Origin of the sequence: Veronia nyctiphanis, assembly GCF_004116385.1 — a bacterium.
Classification (GTDB): Bacteria; Pseudomonadota; Gammaproteobacteria; order Enterobacterales; family Vibrionaceae; genus Veronia; species Veronia nyctiphanis.
Genome location: NZ_PEIB01000003.1, coordinates 150,912 through 177,401 on the forward strand (window position 1 = coordinate 150,912; position 26,490 = coordinate 177,401).

13 protein-coding genes and 2 pseudogenes are annotated in these 26,490 nt (G+C 44.6%); 8 read left to right on the plus strand and 7 right to left on the minus strand.

Annotated elements, in window-relative coordinates; translation table 11 throughout:
* Positions 1-108 precede the first annotated feature (108 nt).
* A pseudogene (locus CS022_RS04285) lies at positions 109-1,577 on the minus strand (protein adenylyltransferase SelO).
* A 183-nt stretch (positions 1,578-1,760) separates the two neighbouring features.
* On the opposite strand from CS022_RS04285, the gene CS022_RS04290 reads away from it, so the two are divergent.
* Complete coding sequence (locus tag CS022_RS04290) at positions 1,761-2,597, plus strand: CvfB family protein (protein WP_129121249.1); 837 nt, start codon at positions 1,761-1,763, stop codon at positions 2,595-2,597.
* 320 nt (positions 2,598-2,917) lie between these two features.
* Here CS022_RS04290 and rsmF read toward each other — a convergent pair.
* The 5 genes and pseudogenes from rsmF to CS022_RS04315 form a co-directional block, all read right to left on the minus strand.
* Positions 2,918-4,344: pseudogene (rsmF, locus tag CS022_RS04295) on the minus strand (16S rRNA (cytosine(1407)-C(5))-methyltransferase RsmF).
* Between the two features lie 172 nt (positions 4,345-4,516).
* Positions 4,517-6,913 carry a hypothetical protein gene (locus CS022_RS04300; protein WP_129121250.1) on the minus strand — a complete coding sequence of 799 codons (2,397 nt, stop codon included), beginning with the start codon at positions 6,911-6,913 and terminating at the stop codon, positions 4,517-4,519.
* A gap of 36 nt (positions 6,914-6,949) precedes the next feature.
* A complete protein-coding gene (locus CS022_RS04305; protein ID WP_129121251.1) occupies positions 6,950-9,574 on the minus strand; it encodes an MlaD family protein in 2,625 nt (874 codons plus the stop codon).
* Positions 9,564-10,772, minus strand: a complete 1,209-nt coding sequence (locus tag CS022_RS04310) for a paraquat-inducible protein A (protein ID WP_129121252.1) — start codon at positions 10,770-10,772, stop codon at positions 9,564-9,566. The genes CS022_RS04305 and CS022_RS04310 overlap by 11 nt, the downstream gene beginning before the upstream one ends.
* 10 nt (positions 10,773-10,782) lie before the next feature.
* A complete protein-coding gene (locus tag CS022_RS04315; RefSeq protein WP_129121253.1) occupies positions 10,783-12,585 on the minus strand; it encodes an ABC transporter ATP-binding protein in 1,803 nt (600 codons plus the stop codon).
* A 79-nt stretch (positions 12,586-12,664) separates the two neighbouring features.
* On the opposite strand from CS022_RS04315, the gene CS022_RS04320 reads away from it, so the two are divergent.
* The 4 genes from CS022_RS04320 to CS022_RS04335 all read left to right on the plus strand — a co-directional run bounded on the left by CS022_RS04320 (position 12,665) and on the right by CS022_RS04335 (position 16,741).
* Positions 12,665-13,129 carry a GAF domain-containing protein gene (locus CS022_RS04320; RefSeq protein WP_129121254.1) on the plus strand — a complete coding sequence of 155 codons (465 nt, stop codon included), beginning with the start codon at positions 12,665-12,667 and terminating at the stop codon, positions 13,127-13,129.
* Between the two features lie 109 nt (positions 13,130-13,238).
* The gene (gene proQ, locus CS022_RS04325; protein ID WP_129121255.1) at positions 13,239-13,886 is read left to right on the plus strand and encodes an RNA chaperone ProQ; all 648 of its coding nucleotides are present in this window, start codon (positions 13,239-13,241) and stop codon (positions 13,884-13,886) included.
* 17 nt (positions 13,887-13,903) lie between these two features.
* Positions 13,904-15,907, plus strand: coding sequence for a carboxy terminal-processing peptidase (prc, locus tag CS022_RS04330; RefSeq protein ID WP_129121256.1), 2,004 nt, complete (start codon positions 13,904-13,906; stop codon positions 15,905-15,907).
* A 171-nt stretch (positions 15,908-16,078) separates the two neighbouring features.
* Complete coding sequence (locus tag CS022_RS04335) at positions 16,079-16,741, plus strand: hypothetical protein (protein WP_129121257.1); 663 nt, start codon at positions 16,079-16,081, stop codon at positions 16,739-16,741.
* A 55-nt stretch (positions 16,742-16,796) separates the two neighbouring features.
* Here the strand turns inward: CS022_RS04335 and pncB are convergent, their stop codons facing one another.
* Positions 16,797-17,978: a nicotinate phosphoribosyltransferase gene (pncB, locus tag CS022_RS04340; RefSeq protein WP_129121258.1), complete on the minus strand. Its 1,182-nt coding sequence runs from the start codon at positions 17,976-17,978 to the stop codon at positions 16,797-16,799.
* A gap of 573 nt (positions 17,979-18,551) precedes the next feature.
* Here pncB and pepN point away from each other — a divergent pair.
* From pepN to CS022_RS04355, 3 genes are all read left to right on the plus strand, one after another.
* Positions 18,552-21,158, plus strand: a complete 2,607-nt coding sequence (pepN, locus tag CS022_RS04345) for an aminopeptidase N (RefSeq protein ID WP_129121259.1) — start codon at positions 18,552-18,554, stop codon at positions 21,156-21,158.
* Between the two features lie 70 nt (positions 21,159-21,228).
* A complete protein-coding gene (locus CS022_RS04350) occupies positions 21,229-21,456 on the plus strand; it encodes a DUF2835 domain-containing protein (RefSeq protein ID WP_129121354.1) in 228 nt (75 codons plus the stop codon).
* Positions 21,457-21,614: 158 nt separating this feature from the next.
* The gene (locus CS022_RS04355; protein WP_129121260.1) at positions 21,615-26,432 is read left to right on the plus strand and encodes an NAD-glutamate dehydrogenase; all 4,818 of its coding nucleotides are present in this window, start codon (positions 21,615-21,617) and stop codon (positions 26,430-26,432) included.
* The last annotated feature ends 58 nt before the right edge of the window (positions 26,433-26,490 follow it).

Below are 26,490 nucleotides of genomic sequence, written 5' to 3' on the forward strand. Positions count from 1 at the left end.
TTAACAATCAAAAAGATAACAAAAAGCGGTTCGAGTGCTCTTTGTGTCAGTAGAAATGGGCAGGAAGGGGAAACAGCGATATGTGTTTCCCAACTTCAAAATGTTACATCAAGAAGAACATGTCAATACCATGCCTTTACCTTCTTCACCCGGTGGCAAAGACAACGATTCATGAACTGGATGCTCTTCAAAAGGAGATGCAAGAACCTCCATGAGTGCTTCCACTTTTTCCATGTTTCCAGCCTCGGCATCCTCTATCGCTTGCTGAGCCAGATAGGTACGAAGTGTATATTTTGGGTTATGCATCAGCATTGTCTGGCGTCGGACCTGATGCTCATCTTCAGAGTAGTCAGCGACACGTTGCTGATAGTCAGAAAGCCACTCAGACACTCTTTCAGGGTTATCGCCCAAACGTGTCAACGAACACGCGCTGACAAATTCGTCAGCCTCCAACAGGGAAAGTTGACGGAGGAAGTAGTTGTAATCGATATGTTGATTTTCCATGGTCTCGAAAAGGCCGTCAAACAGGGCTGAATCAGACTCTTGAATGGTATCTAGGCCCAGTCGCGCCTGCATCAATCGACTGTATTCGCGCACCATTGCGGTGGAAAACTCAGAAAGAGCCTCGTTAATCTCATCGGCTTCTATCAACGGAGACAGTGCGTACCCAAGCGCAGAGAGGTTCCAAAGAGCTATGTCAGGTTGTTTGTTGAATGCATAGCGACCCGTATGGTCTGAATGGTTACAAATGAAGCCCGACTGATAATCATCGAGGAAAGCATACGGTCCATAATCAAAGGTCAGGCCAAGGATTGACATGTTGTCGGTATTCATCACACCGTGACAGAACCCATACGCTTGCCATTTTGCAATTGTCATCGCGGTGCGCTTCACCACTTGGTGGAAAAAAGCAAGATAGGGTCGTTCAGTATCGCCCAGATCAGGGAAGTGACGCTGGATCAGATGGTCAGCGAGCTTCGCCAAGTCATCGTGTTGTTTTGTATAAAAGAGGTACTCGAAATGACCAAAACGCACATGGCTTGGTGCAACACGCAACAGTGTAGCCGCCGTTTCTTGTTTTTCACGCCATACAGGGGTGTTACTGCCTGCGATCGCAAGGGCGTCTGTTGTAGCGATGCCAAGCCTTTCATGGCCACGCTACACAAAAACTCCCTGATTGATGACCTTAATACGGCGCGACCATCGGCCTGGCGAGAGTAGGGGGTTTGCCCTGAACCTTTCAAGTGAAAATCTTGCCAGCTTCCCTCGTTATCTTGAATTTCACCGAGAAGCACACCCCTTCCATCGCCAAGGAAAGGATTATAAGTACCGAATTGATGGCCCGTGTATTTCATTGCAAAAGGCTTAACACCGGGTAAGCCGCATTCAGCAGCCATGATTTGACGAAACTCGTCTCTGTTGAGTTGTTCTGGGCTAAAGCCAAGCTGCTGAGCGAGACGAGTATTCACAGTGAGTACCGTCGCGTCTTCGAGAGGCTCAGGGGTGACATGTGAACCAAATACGTTGCCCAATGAGGCGAATGCTTGTGATACAGAGTGATTATCAAACATTGTCATTATGGTTGTTCCTTAACATTTTTGTAAGAGTAACCAGCAACCCGGCGGCTAGCAAGGGACTAAAAGTAGGGGTATTACTGCCGATGGGCTGAAATTACAGCGGCATCAGCCAAATTTCAGCCGCAGAGGCGTGTCATATGCCGTATACTGCGCGGTAATTATGTATAAATGAGCGAAACATCAATGATTAAAATTGGCCAGCGAAATACTTTGCCCGTGGTAAAGGAAGTTGATTTTGGCGTGTTTTTGGACGGCGGCGATGAATATGGAAACATATTATTGCCAAAACGTTATGTTCCAAAAGGCACCCAGCTTGACGACGAACTGGATGTCTTTATCTATTTTGATTCGGAAGATGATGTTATTGCAACGACCGAAGAGCCACTCGCTCAGGTGGGACAGTTTGCGTTACTGCGCTGTGTGAATACCAACAGAGTGGGCGCATTTCTTAACTGGGGCTTGCCAAAAGATTTGCTGGTTCCCTTTAGTGAGCAACGCATCAAAATGCAAGAAGGTCGTGAGTATCTTGTGTTTCTCTATCTCGATAACGCCTCCGGCCGAATTGTTGGTTCGACAAAGTTTAATAAATTCCTGGATAAGATGCCGGCAAGTTATAAGCAAGGCGAACAGGTTGACCTTGTTGTTGCGGAAAGCACAGACCTTGGTTTTAAGTGCGCTGTAAATGGTCAGCACTGGGGCTTGCTATACCGGGCTGAGACGTTTGGCAAACTTTTCATTGGTAAAAAACTAAAGGGCTTTATCAGAAATCTCAGGGATGACGGCAAGATTGATTTGTCACTGCAAAAGGCAGGTAAAGGTAAGGTCGATGACTTGTCAGATAAAATTCTGACGGCGCTTGATAAAAAAGGTGGTTTTCTTCCTGTTACGGATAAAAGTAGCCCTGACCAAATATTCTCTCTATTTAGAACGAGCAAGGCGACCTTCAAACGCACTATTGGTGCACTGTATAAGCAACGCAAAATCAGAATTGAAAACGATGGTATTTACCTCGTCAAATAGGTGTCACCTTCTTTGTGACTGAAAGTGCCGGTGCTGACCACGTTTAAAACGCACAGGTTCATAATGTGAATTAATATTCATATTAGCGTGATATTTATTAGATTTTGTTCACATGTATAACTAGGTGGGTAATGCCGACTGCTCTGCATGTAAAATCAGACAATTCAGGCAAAAAAAGAGCCCGGGACGATTCCTGTTCCGGGCTTAGGGGAATGGCTCCTAAGAGCCTTGCGCTAACTGGTTAAATTGTTTTTCAAACTGATTTAACAATAGACACGTCCCATTTTTCCTGCCTGTTTCATGAGTGAGAAAAGAACAAATCAATCGGAAAATAAATTCGAATCTTTTACTAAATCACGTGGAAAGTTATTTTTTATTCGACTACCGACCCACTTACCGATACCAATTGGGTGTCTTCGGTAGCAGACAATGACCTCTCCAGTACCAGTCGTTCCTTCAGGCCTTATATCCCTTCCTTTATACCACTCCACAGCTTCATCTTTATTCAGCTCATAAGCGGACGATTGTGTTGCATCCGACAGTGCAATGATGGCTTCATGCTGCCAGCGGAACCCCTTCTTGTGTGTTTCAGCAAGCTTAAGGCCAATCCTCTCAAAACGAAGTTCACCAATTAAGGTTTCAGCATTGTTAGGAAATAACCAAACTTCTTTATCTCGGATCCATATTGACGTGTCAGAAGGCAGTAATAATGCGAGCGTTTTATTTAATGCGTCAGCAATTGCCTCACTGTCTTTGGGGGCCGCTTTTTGGAATGGGAATTTGCCCATGCGCTTTTTGACCATTTTACTGCCAACACTTTTTGTTTTGCACAGGCGGGCAACGAAGAAGCCTTCGCTGTCGAATATTTGAGGGAACACATGAAGGAAACCTTCATCGGTGCAAGATGCGTCAGCCCCGTGAAACAGAGAATTCAATGAGTCAAACTCTACCGCATCGCCAAATGTGTCTTTCAGGAAATAGCAGACATTTTGGTTCTCTATTGGGTTCAGTGTGCACGTCGAGTAAACCATGGTGCCGCCGGGTTTGAGGGCATGAAATGCACTGAGGATTAATTCCTTCTGGGTTTCTCCAATCTCATTGACGGATTCCAATGTCCAATTAGCCATGGCATCGGCATCCTTTCGGATTGCACCTTCACCAGAACAGGGCGCATCGAGCAAAATGGAATCAAACGTTTCTGGCAGCCAACCGCCAAATACACGACCATCAAAATGGGTTAGCGCTGTATTCCGAACCCCACAACGGAGAATGTTAGCATGCAAAACTTTTACTCGGCTTGCGGACAATTCATTTGCAACAAGCAAGCCTGATTGTTCATAGCTGCTGCCAATTGCGTTGTTTTAGATCCCGGTGCTGATGCAACATCTAATACGTATTCCAGCTGTTCGTTGCCTTCGAGCAGAGCGGTCACGGGCAACATTGAGCTTGCCTCTTGAATGTAAAACAGACCGGCAAGATGCTCAGACGTATTACCCAGTGAAACACTTTCGTCCTCTCTTTTAATCCAGAAACCTGTGTCACACCATGGCACGGGCTCTAGCTGCCAGCCTTTTGTCTTGGCATGTACGAGAAATTCCTCAACGGAGTTTTTGAGCGTATTCACCCGGATACTTTTTCTGAGAGGCCGTTTGCAACTATCGACGAAGTCATCTATCGATAAGTGGGAAGGCATGATTTTCTCGATTTCTTGAAGGAATAACTCAGGGAGTTTGATGTTTGCGTGCACCGTGTCTGCCTCTCTCGTTTTACAGAGCTGGCAAGTCTAAATGGAAAAGGACGAAGTATCTACCGCTCACTATACACCGAGTGATAAATAGAGCGTGGGGATGGGATATGTATGACTGTGGTAGCTCTCTGGAACGTGAGTCCAGAGAGCTAGGAGCTGAAAGAAAAAAAGTTTACCGCTCAACCCTTATTTTGAGGCTTTCTCCAGCTTTAACCGTGATATCTGTGCATTCATTTACCATATCGTAAGGAAGTGGCACTTTACGTTGTTCACTGCTCTCCGCCAATAAGCGTGTATGACTGTCGTATTGGGTTGGATTGGTGATACTTAGCTCGATGCTGCTTTCATCTGAGCCCGAAATGACGACATCGAGATGGTCGAAAGTAAATAAACGTTGTTCGTCAGTAACAAGGTAGATGCCTGGCAGCTCGACAATTGATAACAGGTTGGCCACCTCGGTCCAGCTCGTTGGGTATTCATAAGGTATTTCCCCTGGAGGGCCTGACCAGTCTCCTGTCTGGATACACTCGTGTATTGTGCCTTCCTGTAATACTTCCCCCGTCATGGTTACGATGGGGTTATCTTTGCGCGATAAGTATTGCTGGGTGTTATGAACACATTCCTGAATGATCTGAAGGAGGGATGTGTCACCGGTTTGCCTGAATAGCTTGAGGAAAACATCGCCCGAAAGGGTGCAAAGATTAGGCACGGCACAACGATTTTGGGATGATGCCATGACAGAGCCAGTCGTTTGCACGTTAAGTTTGTTATAAATTGCGTTGTCAGGGAAAGACACGTCGTAGGTATAAAACCATGTACGAATATAATCGCAGTAGGAGAGTGCCTTTTCAGTCCATTGTGAGTCTCCAGTGTGTTGGTGAAGAACAACCAAAGATTCAAGAAGATTAGCCGCAGACTCACAGTCAGGGGCATTAAGAACTTCCAATGGCCCGCCGCATGTAAAGCCTTGTTTAACGTAATTTTGGAAATAGAACTCTGCACTTTCTTTCGCAACATCCATATAATCACTGTCACCAAAATAGGCAGCACAGTCGGCTAACGCTGCGGGAATGATATTACCGGCATCGCTGTTTCCTATGCGTATATCAAGCGTATTTGGGTTGATGTATTGGCCGAAATGTTTGTTACTTTTCCATATTTTGCAAAGTGCACTTGCGCATTTTCTTGTTTTCTCCAACCACTCAGGCCGTATGAGATCAGACTGGTTTCTGGCATCCAGCACTCTGATATGTTTCATCGCAAAGTACAGGTAATCTCCACAACGTCTTACGTGCAACCATGAATTGTTTCCAAGGCCATAATCTTTGAAATAATCATCACCACCCCAGCTTTTCCCGTCGCTGGTGGCGTAAAATATTCCCTGTGCTGATTGTCCACCATCACTGAAGAAAAATTCGAGGTTTTTGATCGCACGCTCTTGAGACAAGGAATTTCCATTGGCAAGTAGCGCAAAGGAAAGTGCTAATCCTCCTGTCCAGCCAGCGCTCCAAGCTTCGGCATCAATAAATGGTGGCAGAAAGCCTGCGTGGTAATAACCGTGCTCGGACCATTTTTGCTGGTTATAGAGTTTTTCAATATATTGCCATGATGCGGAAAGTGGCAGTTTTTTCTCGACCAGCGTGGGGTTGTGACGCTTAGACTGTAAGAGAGAAGTGAGTTGTTGGTAGAAATCATGGATATTGCAGCAATCGGAGCTATGGACAGCCAGTGAGAGAGTGACAGTGTCACCTTTTTTTAATTGTCCCCCCTGATCCCAAGACGGCATCGCCGAGGCTCCGTGCGAACTGGTTTTTTGACGAACGGGAGGGGTCATGAGTTCGACGGTGAGTTGGTTGTTTTGTTGATTTTCCTTTATTGTGAATCCTGTCGATTGACCAGATATGTCGATATCGGCATCAATCCACAAGCACTGCTGTTGTTCTTTCAACCAAACACCGACGATGGGTGATGTCATCTCAGTCAGCAAAAGGTCCATTTGTGATGATTTGGCCTCTATGTCCAAACCCGGAATAACCGAAGTGATGATTGGTATATCTTTCTTTTGTTTTTCTGGTGGCATAAACGGTGGGTAGGTTGTGGCCAGTTTTTCAAAACGCCCCGCGTTGTATGAGGCACCGGGCGCGCAGAGAAAGTCTGTCTTCTGCCAATCATCAATAGAGATTCCCAGGTTAAGCGTTGCCTGAGAGGTACTCCCAGAGACAACGTGATAGTCAGCCGTTATTCTGAGTGTGTTTCGGTCGATATTAGTGTGTGTGGTGGAGACATCAATTTCACAACCGTCTAACGAGAGTCTCGATGTTTGATTCGTTTCTGACGGAGAAACGGACTTGACCGTTTCTCCTTTGAGAGAGGTTGAGACAAAAGATGAGATAGCCTCGATGCTGAAGACTTTGTTCCAGAACTTTTGGACAGCTAAGGTTTTCTTTATCTCTTTACTGGTGGTGTTTTTGATGAATTCTTTTTTTGCAATGTTGGCATATATAGGGTTTACCCTAAAATGCTTCGCTGTAAGAAATGTCTTTATCCCAAAATTGTTTTGCGTAGTCATTGTCATCGTTCCTGCACTAGTGCAGCGCAGCAACGATTAAAACCCGGGAATCGCTGTGCGCCACTTTCTCCACTCGGGTTTTGGCTCTGCATTGAGCAAAAAGTGTTGCCCATTCTCTGCAAGCTCTTTTAGTGGCGTCTCTTCAGGTATAGCAAATGCTATACCTCCTTTAATTATACTTTCCACCGTACCCGACTTTATTTGTGCCCCGGTTAGGCCTATAGAAACATCGAGACCCGAGGAATTCCAGAAGATTGTATTTTTCCTTACTAAATAGCGATATTTATTATCTATGTTCGCTTTTATGATAACTCTGTCCGAAAATCGACCCAAATCAATGCCGGAAACATGGCCAACTTCCATCTCTCTGAAAAGCAACGGTGTGCCTACTTTGACAGAGCCTTTTGACTCGCTTTCCAGATAAATTATGAAACTTTTCAGATCTTTAGGGTTATCATGTAGTGCAAATGATTGCGTAATTTTTCCTTTACCCGGATTCACTGAAATATACGGGATAAGTATAGTATCTAGGTTTTTCGCGCCAGATAGACTGATTGATGGCTTAACCCGCCAAAAGTAACTGTCAGACCTCGATATTACTGCAGAATAAGGTGGGTATATTCTTGCTGATACGATAATTTTATTTTTATCAAAAACGGGCATCATGGCGGTGATTTCGCCAACATCAATACCCTGAAAACGTATCTTTGACCCTTTGGATAGGCCGTCAGTCGCTTTTGTCGTCAGGCTGATATCAATACCGTAATTTTCTGCGTCTTTCAGGCTGTTATACAGTTTCCATTTTCCTTCGCGTTTGTTCTGAACCCCTTTTAGGGTGCCGAACGAAATACCTCCACTAACAATAGATTTGACGGAGCCGGTGTTAACTATCAAACCATTGTTAAGGCTGGCTTCAACTTGAACGCCTGACTGGCTCCAAAACACGGTTTCTTTTGTAATTAAGTGGCTGAAGCTATTCTCGATTTTAAGCTTGATCTCTGCCTTTCCTTTACGAAGACGGAAACTATCAATTGTTCCAACCGAAAAGTTTTTGTGTAGCACAGGAGCGCCGACCGACATAGAAGGGAGCTCATCGGCAAGCAATGTGTAAATTTGTACGCCTTTTTGCGCCTCTTTAGCGTTTCGAGCACTGATCTCTGACTTATAAAGGTTATATGACTTCGATATGTCTTTTTTCCCCTCGCTAGTAAAGCTAATCGCGGGGTCCGCGATTTGTGAAACTGCAGGGACAATAACCTCAATACCGTCGTCACTCAGTTGACCCGTTATTCCTCCCACCATAAAGAAGCGAGATGCGGACTTAACCAGATGCTTAAATTCTTTTTCGACAACAAGAGAAAGCTCTACCTTTCCATTTTGTAATTTAACATCGTCAACAAAGCCGACTTGGACACCACGGTGCAGTACTTTGGTGTTCTCACCGATTCCCCATGCATTATCTGCTTCAACAGTGACACGCAAAGAATCAGGGTCCATTGCTATGTGCTGTCTCTGAGTACGTGCGGTAAAGTCGACGGTAGGTTCACCTTCTTTGGGGTGTATCGTGAGAAAGTCCCCGAAGACAAAGTTAGCGACGTTTTTGAGGCCGTCCAGTCCTAACTGTGGCTTTTCGATAATCATTTCGGATTTATCGGTAAGCAACCATTTCATTGATGGATCGATAGATGCTGTTGCTGTCATTCCCTGACGATCATCGTCCAATGCGATGTCAGACAGACGCCCAACTTCCATCCCTTCAAACAATATGGCTGAATGAGGATCGGTAATGCCATGATCGAGGGGGAGTTTAATATTGATATGAATGCCGCGTTCAGCATGATTTATATCTCGAAAAAGCGGATATTTCGTGAAGTCGTCTGCGGCAGAATTACTGGGTGGGGAGTCAAAAGCGATACCTCCAGCGACTAATGCCCCGAGGTTTTGGAGCTGAACGTCAACGCCAGTTGGACCTAACCGAGCTCGCACGCCACTAACATTCCAAAAGCGTGTCGATGTATTTACAAGCCCAGAATATTCAGGATTGATCAGCAAAGAAAGGACCACTTTTTGGTTGTCGGGGCTCAAGCGATAATCATAAACCTCACCAACTGGGATTTTTTTGTAATAAACCTGTGAGCCGACTGATAATGATCCCAAGTCGTCAGAGGTGAGTTTGAGATGAAGGCCTGCTTGTGTCAGCGCGTCAGTGGGCGCGTCTTCCAGCGCAGTAAAGATCATATTGTCACGCTCACCCGAGCCGGGTTGAATCGCAATATAGTTGCCTGATACCAGAGCATCTAAGCCACTTATTCCGGCCAACGAAGCTGTTGGTTTGACTAACCAAAAAGCAGTGTTTTGACCCAAAAGTACTGCGGCTTCAGGATAGATATCTGCGTCTACAAATATGCTGCTTAAATCCTCGGAGAGATTGATTTTACGGACAGTACCTACCTCAAGGCCGTTGTAACGTATTGTCGTCCTTCCCGCTTCAATCCCTTGAGCATTGCTGAAGTATATCTGAATTCTCTGGCCCGCTTCGTTGACCGTTTTAAAAAGAAGCCACCCTGATAGAAGAAAGGCAATAAGGGTAAATAGCCATAATGGAGAAATAGCCCGATCTTTTTTTATTTCGGGCTTATTTATGTTTTTATTATCGCTCATATTTTTCCCATATTAATCGAGAGTCAAGCGCGTCTGCTGAAATCATAGTGAGGACAACCACTAAGCCAAATGCGATTGCACCGGGCCCAGGTGTGAAATCGAGAATTTGGCCACGGTCAACCAGTGAAACCATTATTGCAATAACGCATAAATCAACCATTGACCATTTACCTATCCATTTTACGAAACGATATAGTGTCATCCTGTGCCGTTGGCCTGTCAGTCTACCGATGTGAATACATATGAGTAGGTAGTAAAGTGCAAATATCTTTAATGCCGGAACGAGAATACTCGCTGTAAAAATAATGATGGCAATGCCAATCATTCCTTGGTTAATCAGTCCAGCCACACCGGATATAATGGTGTCTTCGAGCCTCTGACCATTGGTGATCAGTACCGAAATGGTAAAAATATTGGCAGGAATCATGAAAGCAGTCGCCGCCAGCAAACTTGCCCACGTTTTTTGCAGGCTTTGGTCAATTCGACGATGTATTTTACTGTTGCAACGTCGGCAGTGAGTTTCGCCTACCGGTTGAACTGCTTTGCAATGAAGACAGCCAACCGTATTGTCAGATGTTTCTGTATTAATGGCATAGTCGCCATCATGTGTTAAGTCAGACAAATGATCCCAATAGCGTTTTGGGGTCACCCGAGACAAAAGGATAGCGACAAAAATTTGCAATGCGACAAGACACGCGAGACCAATACCCGGGGAGACATCCGCAAAATCTCTCAGCTTGAAGCCTGCAATTAACAAGCTCACCAGCATCACATCGATCATTACCCAGTGACGGCAAAAGTGAATGACACGGGTAAACCTGAGTAGCCATTTACGATTTCTGGCCATAACGGAAAGGTTAGCCCCAATCACAGAGAGCAGATAAACAAGAGGAGCAATCAACGTTGTGTAGATAACCAGAGCACTGATGAATGGGAAACTATCAAAAAGCTCAACAGCCCCTTGAATCGCTGTTGCTGATATATTCACCGCTAACAAATTAATGTCGATTAAAGGGAATGCATGTGCAGGGATGAACAATAGGAGGGCAGTGAATGCGAGAGCAAGCTCTCCGGAAAAGGAAAGAGATGTTCCCTTAATCAGTCTGGTTCCACACCCCGGGCAACAAGCAACATGTCCACGTGAAACGTGGACGACTTCCATCATTGAATCGCAGCCATTACAACGAAAGACATGCATGGTTTTTTAGTTACCTTTGTTTGGCGAGAGGTCCGTCTTCAGGACTTTGAGCGCTTCCGTAAAGTGTTTGATAGAGCCCATCTTTATTTACTAGGTCAATATGCGTTCCCTGCTGACTAACTTCACCATCTTCAAGCACATAAATCAAATCTGCTTGTTTTACCGCAGATAGGCGGTGGGCAACAATCAGTGTTGTCCTGCCTGAGAGGAATGTTTTTAAAGCATGGTGTAATGCAGCCTCTGTTGCAGTATCCAGTGCCGAGGTTGCTTCATCGAGAATGACGAAATCCGGGTCTGTAAGAATCATCCTCGCGATCGCTAAACGTTGTCGCTGCCCGCCAGAAAGGCGTATACCTTGCCTACCAATCGGTGTGTCTAGTCCATTAGTCAGCTTGTCAGTGACGTCTTGAAGCTGAGCAATCTCTAAAGCATGCCAGAGTTGGTCATCAGCGTATGCTCTTCCGAGTGATAAATTGTTTCGAAGTGTATCGTTAAACAACATGGGTTGTTGAAGTACCACCGCGACGCGGCTTCTCGCTTCTTCGAAGTTGATATCCTCGATAGCAGTGTTGTTGAAACGTATGTCGCCACTGTCTTTCTGATAGAGGCCTAAAAGAAGCTGAATGAGCGTCGATTTTCCTCCTCCGCTGGCTCCGACCAACGCAATGCGCTTACCCGCAGCTATATGAAGGCTTAGTCCGTTCAGTACTTTCTTATCCTCGTCATAAGAGAAAGTTAAGTTCTCGACAGTAACATCAAACTGCCTCTTGCTGTTGAACGGATTCAATCCATCAGAGTTACGTGGTTCCTCATCGATCTCTAGTAAGTTATTCAAACGCTGCATGGCCGCTTTAGCGCTAAACCATGCGAATTGAATACCGAGTAGTTCTTGTACTGGGCTTAGCATAAACCAAAGATAACCGAAGACGGCGAACATCTGTCCAATCGTCAGGTCGCTGAACACCACCATTAACATGGCCATGGCTCTGAAAAGCTCGAAGCCAATAAGAAACATAAGGAAAGAAAGCCTGCTGGCCGCTTCAGATTGCCAAGCATATTTGTCGGCGTTGTGTCTGATGGCTTCAGCGCTGTCTTTCAGTTTCGCCAGATATTCTCTTTCTCGGTTTGCTGCTCGCAATTGATAGAGGCCATCCAGCGTGTCAACAAGACGTTGTTGAAACTTTTCAAATGCCTGATTCTCGCGTTTCTTGAGATCTTTTACTCGAGAACCCAGAGCTCGACTTAGCGCAACAACGATAGGGTTAACCAATAAAATAAATAGCCCGAGTCGCCAATCAAGCCACAATAAAATGATGGCCGTGCCCGTAATGGTAAGAAGGCCAACTATGAATTTACTCAGAGTGGAGCCGATAAAGCTATCGATGGTTTCGACATCCGTGACCAGATGTGAGCTTATTCCGCCACTGCCTCTGACTTCATACTCTCTCATGCTTATCAAGCCGAGCTTGTCGATTAACTTCAATCTGATGGAGTAGGTGATAGACTTTGCTGCGAGCGTAAATTGCCTGCTTTGATAAATGTTAAGTGCTTGAGCGACGGCACGCATAAGCACGACCAAACCAAGCACAAGCAGAATGTAACCCGTTGGATTTTGCCATGCTTCAGGCAGTATGTTGTTGAGTATCTTGATACCTTGCCCAGGATCATCTAGTAAAACCTCATCGACCATCAGTGGCATCAATAGAGGGATAGGGACATTTACCAATGTTGCCAATACGGCAACAATATTTGCGATAACCAGTCGTTTTTTATGGGTTTTAGCCTGTTCTACCAGCCAGCGCCAATTTAGCATCTATATGTTTTTCCAATAGTTGATTCCAAAGTCTAATATCCCTATTGTAATGCGATTAACAGCAAGGATGCAGTTCTTCATGAATAATAAACCTGACTTTTATGCACTTCTCACCCGCCAAATGATCGCACTTATCGAAGATGAGAGTAATCGAATTGCCAATTTGTCCAATGTCAGTGCGTTATTGTTTCAGGAACTAGCGCTAATTAACTGGGCAGGCTTCTATCTTTTCGAAAGTGAGTCTGAGCAGCTTGTTCTTGGTCCTTTTCAAGGGAAACCAGCCTGTGTTCGAATTGGTATCGGAAAGGGCGTTTGTGGCACCTCGTTTGAAAAACAAAAAACGGTGTTGGTTGAAGATGTTCACGCGTATCCGGGTCACATTGCTTGTGATGCCGCTAGCAATTCTGAAATCGTTCTTCCTCTGATGGTAGATAATGTCTGTATCGGCGTACTTGATATAGACAGCCCACAAATTGGACGATTTGATAAAGAAGATGCGCAGGGTTTAGAAATGTTGGTAAATGAGTTGCAAAAACATCTTTGATTTCCGCACAGAGAGTGGTTTTTCAGTAACAGGTCTTTATAATAGCGCCCACTTTTATTGTTAAACGAATAGCGCTTGTCGAACATTATCCGACGAGACAGGAAGAAAAATGGAAAAGACTGAAAAACTGGCTAGCAGTAAACAAGTTATCGCGTACATTGCTGAGCTGTTCCCGAAATGTTTCACTATCGAAGGCGAAGCTCGTCCACTAAAAATTGGTATCTTTCAAGATTTGGCAGAGCGCTTGGGCGAAGATCCAAAAGTGAGCAAAACGCAACTTCGTGCGGCTTTAAGACAGTACACTTCTTCCTGGCGTTACCTCCACGGTGTTAAGCCTGGAGCGTCTCGTGTTGACCTTGATGGCAATAGCTGTGGTGAACTTGAGCAAGAACACGTAGAACATGCTCAAAAAGAGCTTGCTGAAAGCAAAGCTCGCGTTGCTGAACGTCGTAAACAGCAACAAGCAGAAAAAAATGCTGACGACAAATCAAAAAAAGCATTTAAACAACAAAAATCAATAGGTAACGGCCAAAAACCTAAAGCAAACAAACCAAAAAATACTAAAGTTAAACAGAAACCAGTACAGCCACGTCGTGCGCTGAAAGCTGATGAGGTTATCGTAGGTAAAGACGTTAACGTCAACATGGGCAATGGAAACATGCCTGCTACGATTGTTGAGATTAATAAGGACGAGGTTCGTGTACGTTTGAACAATGGCTTGACCATGTTAGTGAAAGCGGAGCACCTCTGTTCATAAAGGAGACTTATCCACGTATGATTTGTCGATTCCGCTTTACCGCGATTGCTGCCAGCATGCTGCTGGCAGTTCCCGCTCTCGCATTGGACGCGAAGTTCAGCTCTGAGGAGTTACCTAACTTAACGTCTGAACCCCAACATAAAACTGCAACCATCAGAACAACGTCTAAGTTTACAGAGTCTCATTACAAGCGTTTTTCTCTTGACGACAAATTTTCGTCCGAGATGTTTGACCGTTATCTGCAGTCGCTGGACTATAACCGCCTTTTCTTGACGCAGAAAGATGTCAACAAACTGGATAAGTGGCGAACGAAACTTGATAACCAATTGAAAGCGGGTGATACATCTGCAGCGTATAGTATCTTCAATACTGTCCTCAAAAAGCGCTTCGAACGCTATGAATTCGCACTGAGCTTGCTTGACAAGGAAATTACCTTCGACAGCAAAGAAAGTATGGAAGTCGATCGAAGTGAAGCTGAGTGGGCGAAGGACGATCGTGCTCTCGACGAGCTTTGGCGTCTTCGTGTCAAAAGCGATGCCTTGAACCTTAAACTTGCGGGTAAGGACTGGGATGATATACGTTCTACTCTCGAAAAACGCTATAACAATGCGCTGAAGCGGCTTACACAGACCAAGAGTGAAGATGTTTTTCAGGTATATCTAAACGCTTTCGCAAGAGAAGTCGACCCGCATACTAGCTATTTGTCACCGCGTAACGCTGAACAATTCCAATCTGAAATGAATCTTTCGCTTGAAGGTATTGGTGCGGTGCTCCAGTTGGAAGATGATTATACAGTGATTCGTTCGCTGGTCGCTGGTGGGCCAGCCTCTAAGTCCAAAAAACTCTCTCCCGGAGATCGAATTATTGGCGTGGCGCAGGAAAACAGTAATGTTATTGATGTTATCGGATGGCGCCTTGACGACGTAGTTCAGCTCATCAAAGGCCCGAAAGGCAGCAAAGTTAAACTTGAGATACTGCCTGATGGTTCGAATGCCAAAAGTTTCAAAGTGACTATCGTTCGCGACAAGATTCGATTGGAAGATCGCGCGGTGAAATCTGAAGTCATTGAGAAAGATGGCGAAAAGATTGGATTGCTTACCGTACCAAGTTTCTATGTTGGTTTGACAGAAGACTCCAAGAAAGAAATACAGAGCCTCAACGAACAAGATGTCAAAGGCATTATCATTGATCTCCGAAACAATGGTGGTGGCGCGTTAAGTGAGGCCACAACTCTCACTGGACTGTTCGTTAAAAATGGCCCGATCGTTCAGGTCAGAGACAGTTATGGTAGGGTCCGAGTCAACACTGATAATGATAACCGGATTTTCTACGACGGACCTCTGACTGTGATGATAAATCGCTACAGCGCGTCTGCATCCGAGATATTTGCTGCCGCATTGCAGGATTACGGTCGTGCATTAATTGTTGGTGAGCAGTCTTTCGGGAAAGGTACGGTTCAGCAGCATAAGTCACTTAACAAGATCTATGACTTATTTGATAAGCCAGTAGGGCATATTCAATACACGATCCAGAAGTTCTACAGAATCGATGGAGGGAGTACTCAGCACTTAGGCGTTATTCCTGATATTTCTTTCCCGTCGCCAGTCGATCCGGAAGAAACTGGCGAAAGTGTTGAAGATAACGCATTGCCTTGGGACAGCATAGATCCAGCGGCTTACAGTAAAGTCGGGGACGTTACGCCATTAGTTGATAAGCTAACGCTTAGGCATCAAAAACGCATCAGTAGTGATATGGAGTTTAGTTTTATCTTTGAGGACATCGAAACCTTCAAAAAAGATAAAGACAATAACCAACTGTCGCTTGTTGAGAAAGAGCGTATTGCGGAGCGAAATGAGGCTGAGACAGAACGTTTAGCACGTCTTAATGCTCGCCAGAAAGAAAAGGGTGAAGAAATATTTAAGTCGTTGGACGATGTTCCAAATGATTATGAAGAGCCTGACGCTTACCTAAACGAAGCTGTCGAAATTACTCTTGAGTACGGCAAATTACTGAAATCGTAAAAACTCATTCCAGTTGAAACCAAAACGGGCCTTATGGCCCGTTTTTTTATAATTTACTGAAACTAAAAGAAAATTCGATCAAAAAAATAATCGTAATTGGCTCCCTATTGCCTGATTTTATGGGATATGCGTCTAAACTTTTAGAAAGTATATAAAAAATGGTAGGTAGAGATGCGATTAATTATTTCAGTTTTATTGTTTTGTTTTTTGATTCCGGCCTCTTACGCAGACAGGTTGTCAGAGTTTGATTATCCGTTGTTGGTAGGGGAATGGTATTGGTTTAGCCCTGAGCAAGAAGCGCCGGTAAGTGAACGTGGCGAATACAAAGCCATCAGCTTGTCATTCACGTCGGAATATACGTTTAAGGTAAAACTGCTAAAACGGTCCGGGGAAGTAGAAGAGGCAAAGGGTACGTACAACATGGATGATAACGCTTTGGTTCTAGAAGACGATCAAGGTGGTAAGCAGCAACACCCATATAGGCTCAACCATAACCAACTCCTCCTTCAAGGCTTACAGTTTACAAAATTACTCAGAGAAGACCTGAGTGGTACATGGCATTCTGTGAAAATCACTGGCATGGATGTAGACAGCAAGGTCAGTAAACTCTCTCTTAGGCTACAGCCTGACTTTCTTTTTGCATCGAAAGTGTCAGATAGTGACGGCAATTCGGTATCACACAGGGGTGTTTACTTCTTAGAAAATGATATTCTTGTACTTGTGTACAAAAGCGGTCAGCAATACTCAACATATAAGCTAGTTGAAGATACGCTGACATTAACGGACAAAAAAATCGGTATGCGCGCTGTGATGCGACGACAAGTCGCTCGATAATGGAAAGGTTTATAAGAGAAAAGGAGGGGATCAGCCCTCCTTTTTTACATGCAGCTTAAACTATCTTGAAAGCTACCTTCAGATCGTTGAGGTAATTTTGGTCGCGACAAATCGACTTCTCAGGTTCATCCGATATTTTCGCAACAGGTTTTCCGTTGCATGATGTTAGCTTCAAAACCACATTCAGTGTAGGGACGCCCGGTAAATCACAAGTTAACTGAGTGCCTATACCAAAAGACGTATTGATACGACCTTGAAAATGACAGAAAATTTTCCATGCTTTTTCAAGAGTTAGGCTGTCTGAAAAGACTAAAACCTTAGTCAGCGCGTCGATGCCAATACTCTCATAGTGTTTTATTGCTTTCTCTCCCCAGGAAATTGGGTTGCCACTATCATGTCGCAAGCCGGAAAATTGTTCTGATAGGTGGGAATTGAAGTCGTTGAGAAAAGCATCCATATTGATACAGTCAGTAAGCGCAATGCCAAGTTTGTTTGGGTATTCCTGCAACCAGCGGTGCAATGCTAGTTGCTGTGAGTCAGCTAAATCTCCTGCCAATTGTTGATGTGCCTGGAACCATTCATGCGCTTGGGTTCCGACAGCAGGCAAGTCGAATGTTTTCGCTAGTAACAGATTCGATGTCCCAACAAAAAAGCGACAATTTTCTTTCAAGTACTGAACGATTGAGTGCTGAACTGATTTTGAAAAACGTCGGCGAGTGCCAAAGTCTACAACCTTGAAATCCTGGCTATTATCTTCTGAGCCTATTTTATCTTTAATATGTCTAAGTTTGCGACTTAAATGTGTGACAGCGTCACTTTCATTGAGTTCAGGATAGGATTTACGGCAGCGTAGTTCGCAAATGATTGCGAGAAGGGGGACTTCCCACAAAATAACGTCTATCCATTTCCCAGTGATTTTCACTGCTAGTTGACCGTCTGAAGACGATATTTCGATGTTCGATTTTTTTAGTTGAAATTCAGATAGGAACTCTAAGTAGTCTTGTTGATAATGGCCTATGCCGTCCAAATAGGCTAGCTCGTCACTCGTAAACCTCAGTTGCGATAATGTTTCGACCTCATTATCCAACTCTGACATCAAATGACTGAGGCTTTCACCTGATCGGCAATGAAATTCTGCAGATACTTCAACATCTCGGTAGTGATGGAAAATAGCCTGTTGCATGTTGAGTTTGTATGCATCGGTATCGAGTAGAGATGTAATGATAGGTTTAAGCATGCCTGAAGAGACCTTGTAACCAACTAAGTTCTTTTAATTTCCGCAACAATAGCGGTGGATTAGTTAACGATATTAACCCAAAAGCGTCAATGTTTTAGCATGCCTAGCTAGTCAAAAACTGAATTAAAAAAAGGTATTAAAACCTGCTTAAACCTAATTCAATGAAAGAGCAACACAGTGTCTACAAGGGCGTGATAATTATTATTACACTGTAACATATTTCGACACCAGCAACGCAAGATGAGGCACTTTGCTCAAAGCTACATTGAATCTGCTTCGTTATATGTCTCAGTGATGTCGCGGGCTTCTTTGTCGCGTATAGTCTTTTGAAACGACGTAGCCTTCATACTACACACTGCCGATAAGCGTGATTTTGAGCTAATGTCTCAGACTAGGATCTGTGCCTGACAATTTCTTATCAAACAGTGTTTATATTTGCATTTGCACAGTCATTTCTGTTCAAATCGTCGTATATCGTTGCTAATCCAGAGATATTAACTAGATTAGCCAGTTCTATGCCAATCGGGTCTTCCTGTCCGGTTTGGCAATCGTTATGCACATAAGGAAACAGACATGACGCAACAACCACAGGCCAAGTATCGCAAAGATTATACCGCGCCAGCATTCACTATCTCCCATATCGATTTAACCTTTGATCTGAATGACACTGAAACCCGTGTTATTGCCCGTTCAAAAGTTCAACAGAATGTTGATGGCGCTCAGACGCTGACGCTCGATGGTGAGGGAATGAAACTTGTCCGTCTTGAAGTGGATGGTAAGAGTTGGTCGAATTACTCTGTGGAAGAGACTCAGCTGGTTATTAGTGGTGTACCAGCAACGTTTGAGCTGGAGATTGAAACGGAAATCAATCCAGAAGCAAACACCTCGTTGGAAGGCCTTTATAAATCTGACGGCGCATACTGCACGCAGTGTGAAGCTGAAGGTTTCCGCCGCATCACCTATTACCTTGACCGCCCAGATGTACTTGCAAAATTCACGACAAAAGTGATTGCAGACAAAGGTGCATATCCTTACCTATTGAGTAACGGAAACAAAATCGGGTCTGGTGATCTGGAAAATGGTAAACACTGGGTACAGTGGGAAGACCCATTTGCAAAGCCATGTTATCTGTTTGCCCTGGTTGCCGGTGATTTTGATTGCCTGAGTGACGTATTCGTAACGAAAAGTGGCCGTGAAGTCGCCCTAGAGATCTTTGTTGATAAAGGCAACCTTGACCGTGCGGACTACGCAATGTTGTCTCTGAAAAACTCAATGAAGTGGGATGAAGACCGTTTCGGCCTTGAGTATGACCTAGATATCTACATGATTGTGGCCGTGGATTTCTTCAACATGGGTGCAATGGAGAACAAAGGCCTTAATGTTTTCAATTCCAAGTTTGTTCTGGCTAACTCAGATACTGCGACTGATGCTGACTACCACGGCATTGAGCGTGTTATCGGCCACGAATACTTCCATAACTGGAGTGGTAACCGAGTTACTTGTCGCGACTGGTTCCAGTTGAGCCTGAAAGAAGGTTTGACTGTTTTCCGCGATCAGGAATTTTCTTCAGACATGGGTTCGCGCGCAGTAAATCGAATTGGCAACGTTCGCATTATGAGAAGTGCCCAGTTCGCAGAAGACAGAAGCCCGATGGCTCACCCGATCAGACCTGAGAAAGTTATTGAAATGAATAACTTCTATACGGTAACAGTCTACGAGAAGGGCAGTGAAGTCATTCGAATGATGCACACCTTACTGGGTGAAGAAACGTTCCAGAAAGGTATCGAGCTTTACTTCGATCGCCACGATGGCACAGCAGCGACTTGTGATGAATTTGTTCAAGCGATGGAAGAAGCGTCTGGCTTCAATTTGTCTCAGTTCCGCCTGTGGTACAGCCAGTCCGGCACGCCGACTCTTAAGGTTGTGAGTGACTATGATGCTGAGGCTAAAACGCTGTCACTGACAGTCAGCCAAAAAACCTTACCGACTGCAGATCAAGCTAAGAAACAAGCATTATTGATCCCTCTTGATGTAGAGCTTTATGCCGCAGATGGCTCTGTGGTTGCGTTACAACGTAATGGTGAAGCGCTAAATAATGTACTGCAAGTAACTGCTGAAGAGCAGGTATTTGTTTTCGATAATGTTGATGACAAACCTGTCGTATCTCTCTTGAGAGAATTCTCTGCACCAGTGAACTTGGAGTATGACTATTCGGATGACGAGCTTGCATTCTTAATGGTTTATGCACGCAATGAGTTCGCTCGTTGGGACGCTAGCCAGATGCTGCTTGGTAAGCACATCAAAGAGAATGTGTCTCGTATTCAGCAAGGCGGTGAGTTCTCATTGCCAGAATCTGTTGTTGATGCATTCCGTGGCGTTCTGCTTAACAAAGAACTTGACCGAGCCTTGATTGCTGAGGTTCTGGATTTACCAACAGAAAATGAGGTAGGCGGCTGGTACACGACGATTGATGTTGACGCTATACACATTGTTGTTGCTGCGATTCGTAATACTTTTGCTCAAGAGATGGCAGACGAGTTCGTTGCGGTTTATCAAGCGTGTAAGGCCGACAAGTACGAGCTTACGCATTCAGCGGCAGCAGACAGAACACTCAAGAATGTGTGTTTGTCATATATCGCGCTCTCAGAGGGTGGCGAGAAAATCGTTGCCGCTCAGTATGATTCAGCAGACAACATGACAGATACCTTTGCCGCGTTAGCTGCCGCGAATATTGCTGAATTGCCATCTCGCGATCAAATGATGCAAAGCTTCAGCGATGAGTGGCATCAGGATGGTCTCGTCATGGACAAGTGGTTCATGCTGCAAGGCACCAGCCCGATGGAAGGCGCACTGGAAAATGTGAAGAAACAAATGTCTCATCCATCTTTCAGCCTGAAAAACCCAAATCGCCTACGAAGCCTCATTGGTGCCTTCGCACAGAACACAGTGCATTTCCATGCGAAAGACGGTTTAGGGTATGAGTTCCTGACTGATATTCTTATTGAGCTAAACGAAATTAACCCGCAGGTCGCGTCACGCTTAATTGACCCGTTATTGAAGTTAAAATATTTCGATGCTGAAAGGCAGCAATTAATTCGTAAGCAATTGTCTCGTTTGGTTGAAATGGAAAACCTAGCAAAAGACTTGTACGAGAAAGTGAACAAAGCACTGGAAGTTTGATTAAATATTTGTAATCTTGTAATCAAGCAAATTAAAGAGAAAGCCGTCAGAAATGGCGGCTTTTTATTATATGGACAAATTAACATATTTATTTACAGTACGAATATCTTATGCCGAATATATGCAATATTATTCGGGTGCAGCATCAACAGTTATTGTTAAAACAGACGCTGGTCATACACTTCAATTACCTGCAGAAAAGTTTCGCCCATTCCTTACTCACAGTGGGATTCGAGGTCGTTTCCGGTTAACGGCAGACGAGAATAAGCGCTTTAAACAGCTGGAGTTAATAAACTAAATATAACAGGGGTCACAATACTAAAAACTTCTCTCAATTCAATCAATTTTGCTGTAACAGTTTTCTTTCAATCCACTTAAACTACTTCCCGCGTCGCAAAGACAAAAATGCCTCTATACTCATAGCGATAACACTAAAACTTAATTTGGAGTAATACCATGACCGCGCGTGACCCTATTGTGCCGGTGTTGCTGGAAAAGGTTTATTCATTAATTGAAGAAAAACTCGACAGCACGCAGCAACCACTGGTTGAAACATTAGCCAAAAGGATTTTGGGTCCAATATCTGATGATGATCTCCAGGAAAGGAATGAGTCGGATTTATACGGTGCAGTAATTAGTCTGTGGCACCACATCAATCATTTTGATCAATCGAAAATCTTCGTTAAGGTCTTCAATCCGACGCTCAGCGGTAATGGCTGGCAGTCAACCCACACTATCGTTGAAATTGTTACTCCAGACGCTCCTTTCTTAGTCGACTCTGTTCGAATGGCTTTAAACCGTCTGGATATCACAACACACTTAATGCTCAACGGTCCGCACAATATCGTTAAAAACGCGAAAGGTCAGGTGACTGAAATCGGCAGTGAAAATGGCTTTAGACAAGCTGTGTTCCATGTCGAAATCGACCGCATGACAGATAAAAAAGCGATGGCAGAGCTAGAAAACGAGCTGACAGAGACGCTTCACGATGTCTCATTAGTCGTTAATGACTGGCAATTGATGAGAGATAAACTCAAATCAATCATCACTACGCTGAAGAAAGAAAAGCCAAATGTCGATGCTGATCGTCAACAAGAAGCGATCGAGTTTCTTGATTGGATCAGTGTTCACAACTTTACCTTCATGGGCTACAAGTACTACGAGCTGAATGCAGTAGAGGGTGATCATATCCTTAAGCCCTGCGCTGAAAAGGGACTGGGACTGGCAGGTAAAGATCCCAAAAACCCTGACGGTGTGAAACTTTCAGAGATGCCTGAGTCTGCGCGTGTTGCTGCGTTGAAGAAAGAAATCCTTGTCATCAATAAGAGCAGCAGCAAGTCTCGCGTTCACCGCCCTGCGTATGTTGACTACATCGGTGTTAAACGTTTCGATAAGAAAGGCAATGTGATTGGTGAACACAGATTCACCGGACTGTATGCGTCATCAGCTTATAACCAATCAACCGCGAGTATCCCTGTACTTAAAAACAAAGTGCAGCGCATCCTTGATTTGAGTGGTTATTATAAAGGCACTCACTCTTGGAAAGCTCTTGCCAATATTATTGAGAACTTCCCACGTGATGAGCTCTTTCAGGCGACTGAATCTGAAATGCTCGACATCGGTATGGGCATTGTGCAGGTGCAAGACCGCGACATGTTACGTGTTTTTGTTCGCCGCGACCCATTTGGCCGTTTCTTCTCGTGCATGGTGTATGTCTCTCGTGAAAGGTACAACACAGAATTTCGTGCCGCATCTCAGAAAATACTGAAGCAGTATTTTGGCTCGACGCAGACTGTCGAGTTCAATACGTTCTTCTCTGAAAGTCCATTGGCTCGCACGCACTACATTGTCCGTGTTGACAACAACAACTTCGATATCGATGTGAAGAAGCTGGAGAACAATCTCACAGAAGCAGCGTCGACATGGGATGACAGACTTCAGGCCGCCGTTATTGCAAACTTCGGTGAGAGTAAAGGTACACCAATCGCTAAACGATATATGAAAGCATTCCCGCGTTCATATACAGAAGTGATGCTACCAGGGTCTGCGGTTGCTGATATTGAGCGTCTTCAAGGGCTCAATGATGAAAATAAACTGGATATGTTGTTCTACCGCCAACAAGAAGAATCAACGGATTCTAAAGCGGTACGACTCAAACTATTCCAAAAAGACGATACCATTCACCTCTCTGATGTCATGCCGATGCTTGAAAACCTTGGCTTGCGTGTTATCGGTGAAACGCCATATCGCATTTGGACGTCTGATGAAACTGAGTATTCCATTCTAGATTTTGCCATGCTTCACAGCGCGGACAATAGCGTGGACCTTTCTGAAGCACGTGAAAGATTCCAAGAAGCATTTGCGGATATTTGGCATGGTAAACTTGAGAGCGACGGATTCAACCGTCTTGTTCTGAATGCTGGTCTTACTGGCCGTGAAGTAACAATTTTGCGTAGCTATGCAAGATACATGCGTCAGGTTGGTTTCCCATTCAGTCAACAATATATTGAAGAAACACTGGCAACGCACGCAGAGCTATCACGCTTACTCGTTGATTTGTTCAACAAGCGTTTTGACCCAGCGCTGCATAGCGATAAAGCGACAGACAAACTGTTCGAAAAAATCGAAGCTTTGCTGGAAAATGTTGAGAGTCTTGATGACGACCGGATCATTCGCCGTTACATGGAAATGATCATGGCGACATTAAGAACCAACTACTTCCAGACGGATAGCGAAACGGGTGAATTAAAACACTATCTGTCGTTTAAACTCGAGCCGACTAAAATCCCAGAAATTCCGCAGCCAGTGCCGAAATTTGAGATTTTTGTTTATTCACCAGATATCGAGGGTGTTCACCTGCGCGGCGGTAAAGTTGCACGTGGTGGTTTACGCTGGTCTGATCGTCAGGAAGATTTCCGTACTGAGATACTTGGTCTTGTAAAAGCACAGCAAGTTAAGAATACCGTCATTGTGCCTGTTGGTGCGAAAGGTGGCTTCGTGTGTAAGAAGCAGCACTCAATGCACAATCGTGATGAGATCTTTGCTGAAGGCCAACGTTGCTATAAAATGTTCATTCGTGGTTTGTTAGATGTCACCGACAACATTGTGGAAGGTAACCTGACGCCACCAATGAACGTGGTTCGCCATGATGAAGATGATCCGTATTTGGTTGTTGCTGCTGATAAAGGAACGGCAACGTTCTCCGATTTAGCGAACTCTGTTTCTGAGGATTATAACTTCTGGCTTGGTGATGCGTTTGCATCAGGTGGCTCAAATGGTTACGACCATAAAGCCATGGGGATCACCGCGAAAGGTGCATGGGAGTCCGTTAAACGTCACTTCCGTGAAGTTGACATCGATTGTCAGGAAACGGATTTCACCTGTGTTGCGATTGGGGACATGGCAGGGGATGTATTTGGTAATGGTATGTTGTTATCCAAACATATCCGTTTGGTAGCAGCGTTTAACCACATGCATATCTTTATTGATCCAGAGCCAGAATCTGGACCGAGTTGGAAAGAGCGTGATCGTCTGTTCAAGCTTCCTCGTTCGAGTTGGGAAGATTACAACGCTAAGTTAATTTCCAAAGGCGGCGGTATCTTCTCACGCCGGTCAAAATCTATCTCGCTGACACCAGAAATCCAAAAAATGATTGGTACGCAGCGCGCTACGATGACACCAAACGACCTGATCAAACAACTGCTCCACATGAAAGTCGATCTGCTGTGGAATGGCGGTATCGGTACTTATGTGAAAGCCGAATCTGAAACACATGCCGAAGTGGGTGACCGTGCAAACGATGCACTCCGTGTTAATGGCAGTGAGCTAGGAGCCCGCATTGTTGGAGAGGGCGGTAACTTGGGTATGACCCAGTTGGCCCGGATGGAGTTCGCGCTAAAAGGTGGTCGCGTCAACACAGACTTTATCGATAACGTCGGTGGTGTTGATTGCTCTGATAACGAAGTGAACATCAAAATTCTGCTCAATGGCTTAGTAGCTGCAGGCGAGTTAACGTTCAAGAAACGTAACCAAATTTTGGAGAGCATGGAAGACGAAGTGTCTGAGATTGTTCTTGAGGATGCTTATGTACAGAGTGAATCAATCTCTGTTACTCATAAGCAGCAGGTATCGTTATTGAAAGAGCAAATCCGCTTTATCCATCAGTTGGAAAAAGAGGGTAAACTCGATAGAAACCTTGAGCATTTACCAGACGATGAAGCACTTTCTGAACGTCAGCTTCGTGGTCAAGGTTTAACTCGACCTGAACTGGCCGTGCTGGTTGCGTATGGAAAAATGGTGCTAAAAGAGCAATTGGTCGTTGATGAAGTTTCTACGGACCCGCACTTTGGCAAGTTCCTTCCAGCTTATTTCCCACAAGAGTTACAGCGTAACTATCTTGCAGAAATGGAAACCCACCCACTGAGAGCTGAAATCATTGCTACGGCACTGGCTAATCAAATGTCCAATGACATGGCATTTAACTTTGTCAGCCGCATGCAGGATGAGACGGGTGCCAGCGTTTCTGAAATCTCGAAAGCTTATGCGATTTCACGTGAAGTTTTTGAGTTTGGAGACCTGTTCGAGAAAATCCGCAAACTAGACAATAAGATTTCAGCAGATATTCAATATCAGCTTATGTTCCGTTGTCGCCGTATGCTTCGTCGTTCTACAAGATGGATCCTGCGTAATCAGGCTAAGGGTCAGAGCATAGAAGAGCAAGTAAACTTCTATCGTCCGGCAATCCAAAATCTTGCTAAGAATATGGATAAGTATCTTGTTCACTCTGAGATGAAAGAACACAAAGACCAGGCGACTGCATTAGTCAAAAAAGGTGTGCCTCAATCAATTGCAGATAAGATCAGTCGCTTAACAAGCCTATACTCCGGTATGGACATTGCGCAGGTGTCAGAACAACTCGACATGCCGTTTGAGTTGGTTTCGAAACTCTACTTTGTCCTTGGTGATAAGTTGTCACTGCATTGGTTCCTCAAACAGATCACTAACCAACCTGTTGAGAACCACTGGCAAGCACTTGCTCGTGCGTCTTTCCGTGAAGATCTCGATTGGCAGCAGCGTGTGTTGACGGGACAGATCTTGGCAGGAATGAGCAAAGGCGATAAAGCAGAGAAGGGGCTTGAGAATTGGATGGAGGACAACTCTGTCATTCTCGGTCGCTGGGAAAGCATGGTTGCGGAATTCAAAGTGGGTTCAGCACATGAGTTTGCGAAATTCTCTGTCGCACTGCGTGAGCTGACGTTATTAAGTTTGAATTAAAACGCCAATAAGATGATAATACAGCCCCGATGATTCGGGGCTTTTTTATGGAGGATAC

Bases quoted from the DNA above. Each gene is read 5' to 3' on its own strand.
- CS022_RS04290 (WP_129121249.1), top strand. From the start codon at position 1,761: ATGATTAAAATTGGCCAGCGAAATACTTTGCCCGTGGTAAAGGAAGTT.
- CS022_RS04300 (WP_129121250.1), bottom strand. From the start codon at position 6,913: ATGACTACGCAAAACAATTTTGGGATAAAGACATTTCTTACAGCGAAG.
- CS022_RS04305 (WP_129121251.1), bottom strand. From the start codon at position 9,574: ATGAGCGATAATAAAAACATAAATAAGCCCGAAATAAAAAAAGATCGG.
- CS022_RS04310 (WP_129121252.1), bottom strand. From the start codon at position 10,772: ATGCATGTCTTTCGTTGTAATGGCTGCGATTCAATGATGGAAGTCGTC.
- CS022_RS04315 (WP_129121253.1), bottom strand. From the start codon at position 12,585: ATGCTAAATTGGCGCTGGCTGGTAGAACAGGCTAAAACCCATAAAAAA.
- CS022_RS04320 (WP_129121254.1), top strand. From the start codon at position 12,665: ATGAATAATAAACCTGACTTTTATGCACTTCTCACCCGCCAAATGATC.
- proQ (WP_129121255.1), top strand. From the start codon at position 13,239: ATGGAAAAGACTGAAAAACTGGCTAGCAGTAAACAAGTTATCGCGTAC.
- prc (WP_129121256.1), top strand. From the start codon at position 13,904: ATGATTTGTCGATTCCGCTTTACCGCGATTGCTGCCAGCATGCTGCTG.
- CS022_RS04335 (WP_129121257.1), top strand. From the start codon at position 16,079: ATGCGATTAATTATTTCAGTTTTATTGTTTTGTTTTTTGATTCCGGCC.
- pncB (WP_129121258.1), bottom strand. From the start codon at position 17,978: ATGCTTAAACCTATCATTACATCTCTACTCGATACCGATGCATACAAA.
- pepN (WP_129121259.1), top strand. From the start codon at position 18,552: ATGACGCAACAACCACAGGCCAAGTATCGCAAAGATTATACCGCGCCA.
- CS022_RS04350 (WP_129121354.1), top strand. From the start codon at position 21,229: ATGGACAAATTAACATATTTATTTACAGTACGAATATCTTATGCCGAA.
- CS022_RS04355 (WP_129121260.1), top strand. From the start codon at position 21,615: ATGACCGCGCGTGACCCTATTGTGCCGGTGTTGCTGGAAAAGGTTTAT.